The sequence below is a fragment of the Sphingopyxis sp. 550B genome (assembly GCF_057401805.1).
Genome location: NZ_CM171610.1, coordinates 1,814,870 through 1,827,714 on the forward strand (window position 1 = coordinate 1,814,870; position 12,845 = coordinate 1,827,714).

Consider the following 12,845-nt stretch of genomic DNA (forward strand, 5'->3'; position numbering starts at 1 on the left):
AGGGATCGGTCACAGACTCCGCAGCGCCTGCGCGGGGCGGGCCGAGAGCAGGGGCCAGCTTCCTGCGATGCCGATCAGGAAGGCGAGGCCGGCGCCGCCGAGCAGGGTCAGCCCGACGACCAGCGGATCGGGCGCGAAGGTGAAATCGAACAGCTCGACGACGACATAGGCGGCCGCGGCGAGCCCGAGCCCCAGCGCGAGCAAAGCGACGATGCCGGCCAGCGCCGCATATTCGAGCGCCTGCGCGCCCAGTATCTGTCCGCGCGTCGCGCCGAGCAGCTTCAGGATCACGCTGTCGTAGACGCGCCGCTCGCGACTGGCGGCGATCGCGCCGATCAGCACCGCGATGCCCGCGAGGATCGCGATGCTTGCCGCGACCGCGATCGCCTGGCTCATCTGGGTGAGGAGGGTCGTGACCTGGCTGACGACGTCGCGCACCGCGATCAGCGAGGCCGAGGGAAAGGCGCGCGGCACGCTCCGCGAAAGTTCGGTCTCTGCCGTCGGTCCCACGGCCACGGTCGCGACCATGTTGTGCGGCGCCGCGTCGAAGGTGCCGGGCGAGAAGACGAGGACGTAGTTGAGCCCGAAATTCTCCCAATCGACGGTGCGGAAGGAGGCGACCTTCGCCTGCACCTCGACCCCCAGCACGTTGACGCCGAGCGTGTCGCCGAGCCGCAGCCCCAGCGACGCCGCGACCTCCTGCTCGACGCTGACGAGCGGTGGGCCCCGATAGCCCGCGTCCCACCAACGCCCGGCAACGAGCGTGCTGCCCGCGGGTAACGTGGCGCTGTAGGTCAGGCCGCGGTCGCCGCGTAGCACCCATGCGCCCTCCGGCAGTTCGGCCAGTTCGTCGACGCGCTGGCCCCGGAACTCGGTGACGCTGCCGCGTAGCGCCGGGATCATGTTGATCGCGGCATCGGGATCGGCGCGCGTCACCAGCGATCGGAAATCGGCGGCGCGGTCGCGCGGAATATCGAGGATGAAGAAGCTCGGCGCGCGCTGCGGCACGGTGCGCGCGATCTCCGCCGTGATGCTCGTCTGAATCGCCGCGAGCGCGACGAACAGCGTGAGGCCGAGCCCGAGCGCGACGACGAGCGCGCCGGTCGCGGCGCCGGGGCGGTGGAGATTGGCGAGGGCGAGACGCGGCAGCGGGCGGCGCGGTCGCGGAAGGCGGCCCGCGACGCGCCGCACCAGCCAGCCGAGCCCGACCAGCACGACGAGGAGCGCGGCGGCCGCGGCGACGAAGCCCAGTGCGAACAGCGGCTCGCGCGCCGTCGCGACCGCGAGCGCGACGATGGCGGCGAAGGCGACGCCGACCGCCGCCAGCACGCGCGCCTCGATCCGTCCGGCGCCGCTCACCGTCGCGCGGTAGAGCCCGGCGGCGGGAACGCGGCGGGTCGCCGCGAGCGGCGGCAGCGCGAAGGCGATGGCGATCAGCAGGCCATAGGCGGCGCTGACCGCGAGCGGCAGCGGATAGAGCGCGAAACCGGGGCGCACCGGCAGCACGTCGCCCGCGATCGCGCCGATCGCCGCCGGCGCGACGGCACCGGCGGCGAGCCCGGCAACGATGGCGAGCGCCGCCACGGTCAGAATCTGCAAGCCATAGATGCGCGCGACGGTCGCGCTGTCGGCGCCCAGCACCTTCAGCGTGGCGAGGCCGGGCCGCTTTCCCGCGAGATAGCTGGCGACGCCGTTGCCGACGCCGATTCCGGCGATCACCAGCGCCGCGAGTCCGACGAGCGACAGGAACTGACCCATGCGCTCGATGAAGCGGCGCGTTCCCGGTGCGCCGTTGCTGCGGTCGGTGACGTCCCAGCCCGCATCGGGAAAGGCGGCGGTCAGGCTCTTGCCCACCGCGGCCGGATCGGCGTCCGCTGGCAGGCGGATGCGATACTTGCTTTCGTAGAGGCTGCCCGGCTGGATGAGCTGCGTCGCCGGCAGGTCGTCGATGCCGATGATCGCGACCGGCCCCAGCGTGAATCCCTCGCCCAGCCGGTCGGGCTCGTCGGCGATGATACCGTCGATTCGGAACGCTTTTTCGCCGAACTTCACACTCGATTGCGGTTCCAGCCCGAGCCGCGAGGCGAGGTCGGCGCCGATCCAGACCGTTCCCGGCGGCGGGGGACCGCGCCGCGCGCCGCCCGCCAGCCGCATCGTGCCATAAAGCGGATAGGCGTCGTCGACCGCCTTCAGTTCGGCGAGCAGGGCCTCGCCGTCCGGCGCATTCGCCATCGCGCGCATCCGTACCGTGGCAGAGGTTGCTCCCGCCAGGCGGAACGCCGCCATCTCTTCGGCGCTCGCCTGCCGCTGCGGCAACGCGAGCTGGAGGTCGCCGCCGAGGATCGTCTGGCCGCGCGCCTCGAGTTCGGCGGTGATGCCGCTGGTCAGGCTGCCGATCGCGGCGAGCGTCGCGACGCCGAGGAACAGGCAGACCGCGAGCAGCCGCAGACCGCGGATGCGCGCGGCGAGGTCGCGCCGCGCGATCCGCCAGAGCGTGGCGAGGGCGGGGGTCAATTCGCGCCCCTTCGAAGGATGGGCCAGTTCATGCAGCCCGCTCCTCGATCCGGCCGTCGTGCATCACGACGACGCGGTCGCAATGGTCGGCGAGCGCCGGGTCGTGGGTGATGATGAGCAGCGTCGCGCCCAGCGCGGCGCGGCGTGCGAAGATCAGGTCGATGATCGCGTGGCCGGTCGCGGTATCGAGGTTGCCGGTCGGCTCGTCGGCGAAGATGATCGCGGGCTCGCCCGCCATCGCGCGCGCGATGGCGACGCGCTGCTGCTCGCCGCCCGAAAGCTGTGCGGGATAATGCGTCAGGCGGTGGCCGAGCCCGACCGCCTCCAGCTCCGCCTGCGCGCGTCCGAACGGATCGGCGTGCCCGGCGAGTTCGAGCGGCACCGCGACATTTTCGAGCGCGGTCATCGTCGGGAGCAGGTGGAAAGCCTGGAGCACGATCCCGATCCGTCCGCGCCGCGCCCGTGCGAGCGCATCCTCGTCCATCGTGCCGAAATCGAGCCCGGCGACGCGGATCGTCCCGCCGCTTGCGCGTTCGAGCCCCGCAAGCACCGCCATCAGCGAGCTTTTGCCCGAGCCCGAGGGGCCGAGCAGCGCGACCGATGTGCCTGCGTCGACCGTCAGGTCGACCCCGCGTAAAATTTCGACCGGGGCCTTGCCGGTCCCCAGCGTCAGCGTCACATTATGGGCGGCGATCGCCGGTTCGGGCGATGCGGAGAGCGCGTCGGTCAAGAAAGGACCCTTTGGAGATGAAAACGGCCGGATGGCGTTCGATGCTGCTATATGGTTGCATGCTCGCGCTTTGCCAACCGCTCGCGGGTTGCGGGTCGGCGGATGCGCCCGCGGCCCCGAAAGACGACGGGGCGTCGCATGCGCAGGCCGCGCCCGCGATCCCCGCCGATGCGCCGTTGGTCATCGCATTCGGCGACAGCCTCTATGCGGGCTATCAGCTCGGACCGAAAGAGGGGCTGGCGCCACAGCTTCAGGCCGCGCTGACCGCCGATGGCGTCGTGGCGCGGGTGCAGAATGCCGGCGTGTCGGGCGATACCAGCGCGGCGGGACGCCAGCGGCTGGCCTATGTCCTCGACAATGCCCGACAGAAACCCGCGCTCGTGCTGCTGGGGCTCGGTGGCAACGACATGCTGCGCGGCATCGGTCCCGACCAGACGCGCGCCAACCTCGACGCGATGCTGGCGGAGCTCAAGCGGCGCGACATCCCGGTGCTGCTCACCGGGATGATGGCGGCACCCAATCTCGGCAGCGATTATGAGAAGAAATTCAACCCCATATATCCCGATCTTGCTGCGAAATATGGGGTCAGCTTCTATCCCTTCATCCTCGACGATGTCGTCACCGACCCGTCGCTGATGCTCGCCGACCATCTGCACCCCAATGCCAAGGGAGTGAAAATCGTCGTGCAGGGCCTTGCGCCGCTGGTCGAGGCGGCGCTGCCCGCCGCCGGGTAGCGTCAGGGCGCGATCAGCTTCTCGGCGCGCTTGCGCCAGTTTCCCGCCAGCGCGTCGAGCGCCGCCAGATCGCGGACCGCCGCCTGCTCGCGCTTTCCGGCGCCGCCGATCAGCAGCGCGAAGACGCGCGCGATCGTCCAGTCGGGCTGCGGCCGCGCAATCAGGTCGAGCGTGTCGCCCGCCGCGGCCGTCCCTTCCTCGATCACCCGGTAATACCAGCCGCTGCGGCCGGTCTTCACCACCGTCGCGGGCACGCTTGCGATGCCGAAGCGGTGGCCGAGCTTCCAGCACGGCTGGCGCCCCTGGCTGACCTCGATCAGCGCGGTGCCGAGCCGGTAGCGGTCGCCGATGCACACCGCATCCTCGACCATGTCGCGGGTCGACAGATTCTCTCCGAACGCACCGGGCGCGGCGAGCAGGGGATGGCCGCCCAGCCGCTCGATCCACCAGGGATAATGGTCGCGCGGATAATGATGGATCGCCTTGTCGGGACCGCCATGCACCGTCAGGTCGCCCTGCTCGTCGCCCGCGATGCCGAGGAAGCCGACATGCCGCGACCCGGCGACGGGCGTCTTGCCGATCGCGCTCGGTTCGCCCCGATCGCCGAAGGCGCGCGCCTTGCCGGTCAGAAGCGCGTCGATGGCGATGCTCATGCGGCCTCCTGCTCGATGCAGATCGCGCGCGAATCGCTTTCGTCGAGCGGCACGCCGAGCAAGGCGCAGCGATGCGGGTTCCCGCCTTCGGCATCGCGGCGGAAATGCCGGCAGTTGGCGCACAGGCCGAAGGGGCGGTGGCCGCGCGCGGCGAGAAAGCCGCCGAGCATGCGGGCGAGCAGCGCCTCCAGCGCCGCGCGGTCGGCCGGCGCCATCGGGGCGAGCATCGCCTCGGCAATGGTGTCGGGGGCGGAGGCGAGCAGCGCCTCCCCATGGGGTGTAAGGGCGAGCCGAACCAGCCGCCGGTCGCCCGCATCGCCCGTCCGCGCGACGAGCCCCTTGCGTTCGAGCGCCGCCACGGTCTGCGACACCGTTCCCTTGGTCTGCCCCAGCCATGCGGCGAGCGCCCCCGGCGTGCGCGAAAAGCGATTCGCGGCCGCCAGATAGCGCAGCGCCTGCCACTGCACGGGCTTGAGCCCCGCGGCGTGGCCGTCGCCCGCGATCAGGCGCGCGGTGCGCGTCAGCATGTCGGCCAGGTCCTGCGTCATCTCTTTTTAGTATCGACTAAAAACCATTTGCACAATCCCGGTGGGCATGACAGATGCATTGTATCGACTCGATACTTTTTAAAAGGAGACGAACCATGACCGAGAAGGCGATTTTCTATCATGCCGGATGCAGCGTCTGCCTCGACGCCGAGCAGGTGGTGGCCGACGCGATCGACCCCGCGCGCTACGACGTCGAACGCGTCCATCTGGGCGAAACACCGGGCCGCGTCCCGGAAGCCGAAAACGCCGGGGTCCGCTCGGTGCCGGCGCTGGTGCTCGGCGGGCAGGCCTATCATATCAATTTCGGCGCTCCGATCGACGCGCTAAGGGCATGACCGTCCCGGCGCCCTGACGTCAATGAAAAAGGGGCGCACCGCGGTGCGCCCCTTTCCTTTTCAGCTCTGGCGGTCGCCTTAGAAGGCGAGGCCGACGCCGACGCCGAAGGTGTCGTGGTCGCTGAAGTTGTTGATGAACTGATGGCGATATTCGATCTTGCCATAGACGTTCTGGCCCAGCTTGTGCTGATAGCCGGCGCCGACATAGGGGTCGTCGATCTGGCCGAAGGTGTAACCCGCGTTGACATAGGCCTTGCCGTTGGTGCCGACATTGGCGCCCGCGCGGCCACCGGCCGAGAACTGGACGTCGAAGCCCTTCTTGAGAACCTTGTCGCCGGCGATCTCGGCGCCGATGAAGGTCGTCTGGCCGGCGTTCAGGTCATAGCCGCCCGCGATGCCGAGCGTGGCGTCGTCGAGCCCGCCGCCCGAGATGTAGCCGCCGCGCACTTCGACGCGGGCTTCGCCGCCGTCGGCGGCAAGGGCGGGGGTGGCAACGACCGCGGTGAGGAGAGCGGCGGCAACTGCGAACTTTTTCATGTCATTTTCCTTTTTTCTTCAATCGGGACGCGCCCTATTGGGTCGCGACCCGGCCCCTAAATGGGGTTGCGGCCTGTCGCTGCCATGAATGGATCGTTCAGAATAAGACAATTTTCTTACCTGTGTTGTTTTTGCAACACGGTCAGAATGGAGCAGGCCTCGTCATCCCGCGAAAGCTGGAATCGCTTGCGGGTTTGGGTCGGGTCGACAGCGAGCCCGGCTTTCGCTGGGATGACGGCTGGGAGCTTGATTTCGGCGAAGCCGATTAGCGTTTAGACTCTGATGACTTTGGATTGGCCCACTTCGTCATTGCGAGCGGAGCGAAGCAATCCAGGGCGGTTTGCGCCACTCTGGATTGCCGCGCGGCTTCGCCGCTCGCAATGACGAGTCCTTCCAAAGTCATCATGCTTTAGCCCAGCGCGGCCTGCTTTTCCTCGGCGATGCGGTCGAGTTCGGCGCGGGTGGGCTTGGTCGCCGCGCTCTTGAGCTGGCCGCAGGCGGCCATGATGTCGCGCCCGCGCGGAGTACGGATCGGCGCCGAAATCCCCGCCTCGAAAATCAGGTTGCTGAACGCGCGCACCCGCTCGGGCGGCGAGCATTCATAGGGCGCGCCGGGCCACGGGTTGAACGGAATCAGGTTGACCTTCGCGGGCAGCCGATACTGCTTGAGCAGTCGCACCAGTTCGCGCGCGTCGGCGTCGCTGTCGTTCTTATCCTTCAGCATCACATATTCGAAGGTGATGCGCCGCGCATTGTTCGCACCCGGATAGGCGGCGCAGGCAGCGAGCAGTTCCTCGATGCCATATTTGCGATTGAGCGGCACGATCTCGTCGCGGATTTCCTTGCTGACCGCGTGGAGCGATACCGCGAGGTTGACGCCGATCTCCTCGCCCGCGCGCGCCATCATCGGCACGACACCGCTCGTCGACAGGGTGATGCGGCGTTTGGACAGCGCCAGCCCGTCGCCGTCCATGACGATCTTCAGCGCGCCTTTGACCTCGTCGAAATTGTAGAGCGGCTCGCCCATCCCCATCATCACGATGTTGGTGAGCATGCGGCCATCGGCGGTGTAGTGGCCGGCGTCGTCTTCCTCGTCTTCCGCGCCGCCTGCCATCGTTCCTTTCGGCCATTCGCCGAGTGCGTCGCGCGCGAGCAGTACCTGTCCGACGATCTCGCCGGCCTCCAGATTGCGGACGAGGCGCATGGTGCCGGTGTGGCAGAAGCGGCAGTTGAGGGTACAGCCGACCTGGCTCGACACGCACAGCGTTCCCCGATCCGCGTCGGGGATGAACACCATCTCATATTCCTGGCCGTCGGCGGCGGCGAGCAGCCATTTGCGGGTGCCGTCGTTCGACACCTGCGCGGTGACGACGGTGGGGCGGCCGACGATGAACCGCTCGGTCAGCCACGGACGCATCGTCTTGGCGATGTCGGTCATCGCATCGAATTCGGTGACGCCGCGGTGATAGATCCAGTGCCAGATCTGCTTGGCGCGCAGCTTGGCCGCCTTGGCGTCGAGCCCGGCTTCTTCCAGCGCGGCGCGAATCCCTTCGCGCGTCAACCCGACCAGGTCGATGCGGTTGCCGCCGCGCAACGGCACGGTGCCGGTCGTGACCGGGTCGATATGGCCGGGAATCTGCATGATGCGCGGCGATATAGGAGGGAAGGGGGGCTTGCGCAATCGCGCATCGCCCGCCTTCATCTCAGTGCGGCAGGCCTTCCTCGATCGCTTCCTCGAAATCGGTGAGCGGGCCGACCGGCTCCTCGGGCGGGCGGCCGGGCGCCTGCGGAAAGATCGCGTCGAGGCGGCGGCGCAGCGTGTCGTCGAAGTTCGACTGCCCTGAAATCCGGGCATTGCACACGGTCAGTTCCATGCGGATCGCATCCTTGATCCGCTGCAATCCCTCTGCGCTCAGCACGCCGGCGTTCATCAGCTCCTCGCAAAGCTGGATCAGCCCGACGGTCGTCGCATGGGCGCGCAAACCGATGAAATCGAGCGTCTTGTGCCGCTCGCGGGCGGTACCGTCACAGCGCAAGGGCGCGTTCATCTTGCTGTCTCCTCATCCCAATCGTTCGACCGGGCAGGGCGCGTCTTTCTGCTGGACGCGTCCCCGGCAGTCATCCGCGATCATGCGCAAAGAAGCGGGTGGGGGCAAGCGTCATCGCAACAATCTGTCGAATCCGTATCGGTCGGCGTAACGATCCATCCGCTCGGAAGAAAAGGGAGCGAATGCTTGACGGTTCTGGCCGCCACCGGGCAAGGATAAGGGCCCGCCGATCGGGTCGTTTCCATCGGTTCCTCCCCTCTTTTCTGCGAGATACCATCATGCCCCCGCGATATGCTCTTCCCTTGCTTCTCGCCGGATTCCTGGCCGCGGCGCCCGTGATCGCCCGGCCGGCGGCGCCTTCGATCGAGACGCTCGAGAAGATCATCGCCGATCGCGATCCCGCCGTGCGCGTCGAATCGGTCGATCACGAGCGCATTACCGCAAAGCGAATCGACATCGTTGGAGACGACGGAACGATCCGCATGACCCTGGCCGCCGACACGCCGGCGCCGATAATCGACGGCATCCAGTACAAACGGGTGTTCGACGTGTCGGGATTGATCCTCTACGATGCCAGGGGTAGCGAGCGGGGCGGGTTCGGCGTCGCCGACCTGCCGGACGGCAGCATGGCGGTGCTGGCGCTCGACCATCCGGCGCAGGATGCCATCGGCTGGCGTGTCGCGCCCGACGGCGCGGTGAGCTTCTCGATCAACCAGGCACCGCCGCTGCTTCGCGAGCCGGCGCTGGGAAATCGTCTGGTTCCCGGCGTGGCGACCTCGACCCGGATCAAGCTGGACGTTGCGGCGGACGGCACGCCATCGGTAGCGCTTGCCGATGCGGAGGACCGAGCGCGGGTGCGGCTGACGGTGACCCCCGAAGGCTATGGCGCGATCGAATTCCTCAACGCGGCGGGCGAGGTCGTCGAAACGCTGGCGCCGGAGGCGAAGGCGGCGCGGAAGTAGGCGCGGCGCAGCGAAGGCGCTATCCCGCCCGCGCGCATCCCAGCGCCGCCGCGTCGATCGCGGTCGCCGCGCCGCGCAGGCGGTAGGTGTCGGCGATCGCGCCGCCGCTTTCGGTGCCGCTCTCGACGCTCATGCTCGGGGCCGAACGCATCGCGGCGATGATCGCGGCGTCCATGCGGGCGTCGCTTGCCCAGCCATGGAGGCCGTTGCCGGTGAGGATGAAGCGGCGGCTGCCGACGGTCAGCCGCAATTCGCGGTTGGCGCCGCGCGGTTTCGACAGGCGGACATAGAATTGGCCGCGGATGCGCGCCTTGGGCCAATAGCCGACGCTGGCATAGGCCTTTGTGCGGGGCGTGCCGATCGTCGCCGCGGGCGCGGCGATGGCGTAGCAGCGCGGTGTAGCGGCCTCGCGGAAGGCGCCCCAGCCGTCGAAGACGCCGAGCGCGGTGCGCGGGGACGCCCAGGCGGCGGCCGGCAGCGCCGCAAGCAGGAGGAGGAAAAGCGCCGGGCGCATCCGGTCCGATTGCGCGAAACGCTCGGCTTTGCAAGCATTGGGTTGCGCGGCGCGATGCGTTCGGTAAGGAAGGTTGGCATTTTCGGGGGCAGGGAATCGGGGCGCCGAATCGCCCGCCCCCGCGAGGGACTTCTCCCGCAAGACACAGGATGGCGGACAAGAATGAAAGCGACGATCGAACGCGCAGTGCTTCTGAAGAGCCTCGGCCACGTCCAGTCGGTGGTCGAACGGCGCAATACCATTCCGATCCTGTCGAACGTCCTGATCGAAGCCGACGCCAGCGGACAGCTGAAACTCATGGCGACCGACCTCGACCTCCAGGTCGTCGAGACCGTCGCCGCGAAGGTCGAAACGCCCGGCACGACGACCGTGTCGGCGCACACGCTGTTCGAGATCGCACGCAAGCTGCCCGAGGGGGCTGAGGTCAGCCTCGCCGCCGCCGATGGCAAGATGCAGGTCAAGGCGGGCCGCTCGAACTTCAATCTGCCGACGCTGCCGCGCGATGATTTTCCGGTGATCGCCGAGGGCGACCTGCCGACCAGCTTCGAGCTGCCCGTCGCCGAGCTGATCCAGATCATCGACAAGACGCGCTTCGCCATCTCGACCGAGGAAACGCGCTATTATCTCAACGGCATCTTCCTGCACGTCGCGGAGGATGCGAGCGGGCCGGTGCTGAAGGCCGCGGCGACCGACGGCCACCGCCTCGCGCGCTATACGGTGACGCGGCCCGACGGTGCGAGCGCGATGCCCGACGTGATTGTGCCGCGCAAATGCGTCGGCGAGATCCGCAAGCTGCTCGACGAGGCCGAGGGCAATGTCGAGGTCAGCCTGTCGGCGACCAAGATCCGCTTCCAGCTCGGCCATGCGGTGCTGACGTCGAAGCTGATCGACGGCACTTTCCCCGACTATAGCCGCGTCATCCCGACCGCGAACGACAAGCTGCTGAAGGTCGATCCCAAGAGCCTGTTTCAGGGCGTCGACCGCGTGTCGACGATCGCGAGCGAAAAGACGCGCGCGGTGAAGGTCGGGCTCGACAAGGATCGCATCACCCTGTCGGTGACCAGCCCCGAAAACGGCACTGCGGCCGAGGAACTGCCCGCCGGATACGACAGCGAGCCGCTGGAGATCGGCTTCAACGCCCGCTACCTCAGCGACATATTGGGGCAGGTCGATGGCGACACGGTCGAACTGCATCTCGCCGATGCCAATGCGCCGACGCTGATCCGCGAAAGCGAGAAAAGCCCGGCGCTCTATGTGCTGATGCCGATGCGGGTGTGATGCCGCGGGGCGTGAAAACGCTGCCTTGAGCTTCGGCCGCAGGAGCATGGCGGCGATGATGTTGGCGCTGATCCATGGTATCGGCTGAATTCGATCCATCGTCCCGTTCGTGTCGAGCGTAGTCGAGACACCCGTAAGCATTGCACCAGGTTGATGGGTGTCTCGACTACGCTCGACACGAACGGACATGGAAGTCCGTCCAAGTCATCGCGTCATGGATGGCTTCGTCGTTACCGCTGAACCCTGCGAGTGACGCAGGACTTGTCGTCATCCCGCCTTCGCGATCCGCCAGATCACGCCGCCAGTGTCGTCGGCAACCAGCGCGCTGCCGTCTTTCGCGACTTTGACGTCGGCGGGGCGGCCGCGCGTCGTCTTGCCGTCGGCGGCGAGGAAGCGGTCGAGGAGGATGACGGGCAGCGCGTCGGCGGGGCGCTTGTTGGTGCCGAACCGGACGAAGACGACGTCATAGCCCGTCGCGGGTTCGCGGTTCCACGATCCGTGGCGCGCGACCAGCACGCCGTTCGCCCAGCGCTCGCCAAGGTCGAGTCCCTGGGTGAAGGTCATCCCCAGCGGCGCGACATGCGCGCCGAGGCCATAGGCGGGGCGCTTGGTATATTGGCGCTGATCCTCCTCGGGCGGCGCAACGCGCGGATCGATGTAGCCGCCCCAATAATACCAGGGCCAGCCATAGAAATCGCCTTCGTCGATCTCGGCCAGATAGTCGGGAACGAGGTCGCTGCCCAGCATGTCGCGTTCGTTGACCACGGTCCAGAGCTGGTCGCTGCCAGGATAGAAGGCGAGGCCGACGGGATTGCGGATGCCCGCGGCGAACGTCCGCACATAGCCGTTCTCCGGCCGCACCTCGAGCACCGAGGCACGCTTCACCTCGTTCGCCATGCCCTTTTCGCCGATGTTGCTGTCGGCGCCGACGCCGACATAGAGCCAGCCATTGGGCGCCGCGGCGAGGCTTTTCGTCCAGTGGCGGTTGGTGCCCTTTGCGGGCAGGTCGGCGATCTTCTTCGCCTGGCCCGCCATCTTGGTCGCGCCCTCGACATAGGGGAAGGCGAGAATGGCGTCGGTGTTGGCGACGTAGAGCGTATCCTTCACCAGCGCCATGCCGTAAGGCGAGTTGAGGCCGGTGATATAGGCGCTGCGCACTTCCGCCTTGCCGTCACCGTCGGCGTCGCGCAGCAGCGTGATGCGGTTTGCCGACACGCCGCCGGCACCCGCCTTGCCCATCAGCGATTTCATCACCTTGCCTTCGATCCCGCCATCCTCGCGCGGCGGGCTCTGCGCCTCGGCGACCAGCACGTCGCCATTGGGCAGCACCAGCATCGCGCGCGGGTGGTCGAGCCCGTCGGCGAAGCGCGCGACGGTCAGGCCTTCGGCAGCCCGCGGTGCTTCGCCGGCCGACCAGCTCGTCGCCTCGGGGACGTTCATCGTCGGAAAGCTCTCGGGATGCTGCGAGGCCATCACCGGCACCCGGCCGCTGAGTTCGGCGGTCGAGAAGCGCGCCACGTCGGGGCGCGACAGGATGTAGAGGACGATGCCGCCGGCGATCAGGATCAACAGCAGGACGAGGGCGGCATATTTGACGATCTTGCGCATGGCGCCTGTCTACACCGGCGCTTCGCCGCGGCAAAGCGCGAAACGCGGGCGGGACGGAACGTGCCCGTTAACCTTACCGGATCGTTCATCACGGTTGGGAACGGCGCGGTGATGCGGCCGCGCTAGACGGCGGGTTCGATGCAACGGATCGGGGTTTCCATGCAGCTGCCCGCACCTTTCCTGGCCGACCGCACGGCGGTCGACGAAGCCGATGCGCTGATCCGCGATCATGGCGAGGAAGCGGGCTTCGCCGCGGCGGCGCGCGCCGAGCAATATCGCGTGCTGGGCAACCACGTCCATTTCGCGCGCTGGCGGCAGATCGAGCGGCTGATCACCTATCTGTCGATCGAGGCTCCGCTCGATACCGTTCACTGAGCGCGGCGA

14 protein-coding genes are annotated in these 12,845 nt (G+C 67.9%); 5 read left to right on the forward strand and 9 right to left on the reverse strand.

All coding sequences use genetic code 11. From position 1 onward, the window contains the following. Positions 1 to 9: 9 nt before the first annotated feature. Both AC2S9W_RS08465 and AC2S9W_RS08470 read right to left on the reverse strand, forming a co-directional pair. Positions 10 to 2,514, reverse strand: coding sequence for an ABC transporter permease (locus tag AC2S9W_RS08465; RefSeq protein ID WP_486571893.1), 2,505 nt, complete (start codon positions 2,512 to 2,514; stop codon positions 10 to 12). 28 nt (positions 2,515 to 2,542) lie between these two features. Then, entirely contained in the window at positions 2,543 to 3,244 is a 702-nt protein-coding gene (locus tag AC2S9W_RS08470) for an ABC transporter ATP-binding protein (RefSeq protein ID WP_486571894.1), read from the reverse strand. 17 nt (positions 3,245 to 3,261) lie between these two features. Between AC2S9W_RS08470 and AC2S9W_RS08475 the strand changes: the two genes are divergently transcribed. Continuing rightward, entirely contained in the window at positions 3,262 to 3,978 is a 717-nt protein-coding gene (locus AC2S9W_RS08475; RefSeq protein WP_486571895.1) for an arylesterase, read from the forward strand. A 2-nt stretch (positions 3,979 to 3,980) separates the two neighbouring features. On the opposite strand, the gene AC2S9W_RS08480 is transcribed toward AC2S9W_RS08475, so the two are convergent. Together AC2S9W_RS08480 and AC2S9W_RS08485 are read right to left on the reverse strand one after the other, a co-directional pair. Next, positions 3,981 to 4,631: an MOSC domain-containing protein gene (locus AC2S9W_RS08480; protein WP_486571896.1), complete on the reverse strand. Its 651-nt coding sequence runs from the start codon at positions 4,629 to 4,631 to the stop codon at positions 3,981 to 3,983. Continuing rightward, complete coding sequence (locus AC2S9W_RS08485; RefSeq protein WP_424538384.1) at positions 4,628 to 5,179, reverse strand: MarR family winged helix-turn-helix transcriptional regulator; 552 nt, start codon at positions 5,177 to 5,179, stop codon at positions 4,628 to 4,630. The genes AC2S9W_RS08480 and AC2S9W_RS08485 overlap by 4 nt, the downstream gene beginning before the upstream one ends. 95 nt (positions 5,180 to 5,274) lie before the next feature. On the opposite strand from AC2S9W_RS08485, the gene AC2S9W_RS08490 reads away from it, so the two are divergent. After that, positions 5,275 to 5,514: a thioredoxin domain-containing protein gene (locus AC2S9W_RS08490; protein ID WP_067113722.1), complete on the forward strand. Its 240-nt coding sequence runs from the start codon at positions 5,275 to 5,277 to the stop codon at positions 5,512 to 5,514. Between the two features lie 78 nt (positions 5,515 to 5,592). Here the strand turns inward: AC2S9W_RS08490 and AC2S9W_RS08495 are convergent, their stop codons facing one another. From AC2S9W_RS08495 to AC2S9W_RS08505, 3 genes are all read right to left on the reverse strand, one after another. Further along, the gene (locus tag AC2S9W_RS08495) at positions 5,593 to 6,051 is read right to left on the reverse strand and encodes an outer membrane beta-barrel protein (RefSeq protein ID WP_067113725.1); all 459 of its coding nucleotides are present in this window, start codon (positions 6,049 to 6,051) and stop codon (positions 5,593 to 5,595) included. A 409-nt stretch (positions 6,052 to 6,460) separates the two neighbouring features. Further along, entirely contained in the window at positions 6,461 to 7,693 is a 1,233-nt protein-coding gene (gene rlmN, locus AC2S9W_RS08500; protein WP_486571897.1) for a dual-specificity RNA methyltransferase RlmN, read from the reverse strand. Positions 7,694 to 7,754: 61 nt separating this feature from the next. After that, entirely contained in the window at positions 7,755 to 8,099 is a 345-nt protein-coding gene (locus AC2S9W_RS08505) for a hypothetical protein (RefSeq protein ID WP_486571898.1), read from the reverse strand. Between the two features lie 278 nt (positions 8,100 to 8,377). On the opposite strand from AC2S9W_RS08505, the gene AC2S9W_RS08510 reads away from it, so the two are divergent. After that, positions 8,378 to 9,061, forward strand: coding sequence for a hypothetical protein (locus AC2S9W_RS08510; protein WP_486571899.1), 684 nt, complete (start codon positions 8,378 to 8,380; stop codon positions 9,059 to 9,061). Positions 9,062 to 9,080: 19 nt separating this feature from the next. Here the strand turns inward: AC2S9W_RS08510 and AC2S9W_RS08515 are convergent, their stop codons facing one another. Beyond that, complete coding sequence (locus tag AC2S9W_RS08515; RefSeq protein WP_486571900.1) at positions 9,081 to 9,575, reverse strand: hypothetical protein; 495 nt, start codon at positions 9,573 to 9,575, stop codon at positions 9,081 to 9,083. A gap of 162 nt (positions 9,576 to 9,737) precedes the next feature. On the opposite strand from AC2S9W_RS08515, the gene dnaN reads away from it, so the two are divergent. Next, positions 9,738 to 10,853: a DNA polymerase III subunit beta gene (dnaN, locus tag AC2S9W_RS08520; RefSeq protein ID WP_067105679.1), complete on the forward strand. Its 1,116-nt coding sequence runs from the start codon at positions 9,738 to 9,740 to the stop codon at positions 10,851 to 10,853. Between the two features lie 267 nt (positions 10,854 to 11,120). On the opposite strand, the gene AC2S9W_RS08525 is transcribed toward dnaN, so the two are convergent. Continuing rightward, the gene (locus tag AC2S9W_RS08525) at positions 11,121 to 12,461 is read right to left on the reverse strand and encodes a PQQ-dependent sugar dehydrogenase (RefSeq protein ID WP_076074511.1); all 1,341 of its coding nucleotides are present in this window, start codon (positions 12,459 to 12,461) and stop codon (positions 11,121 to 11,123) included. 159 nt (positions 12,462 to 12,620) lie between these two features. Here AC2S9W_RS08525 and AC2S9W_RS08530 point away from each other — a divergent pair, with 159 nt between their 5' ends. Further along, positions 12,621 to 12,836 (forward strand): hypothetical protein, encoded by a 216-nt coding sequence (locus AC2S9W_RS08530; RefSeq protein WP_082796929.1) that lies wholly within the window; start codon positions 12,621 to 12,623, stop codon positions 12,834 to 12,836. Positions 12,837 to 12,845 lie beyond the last annotated feature (9 nt).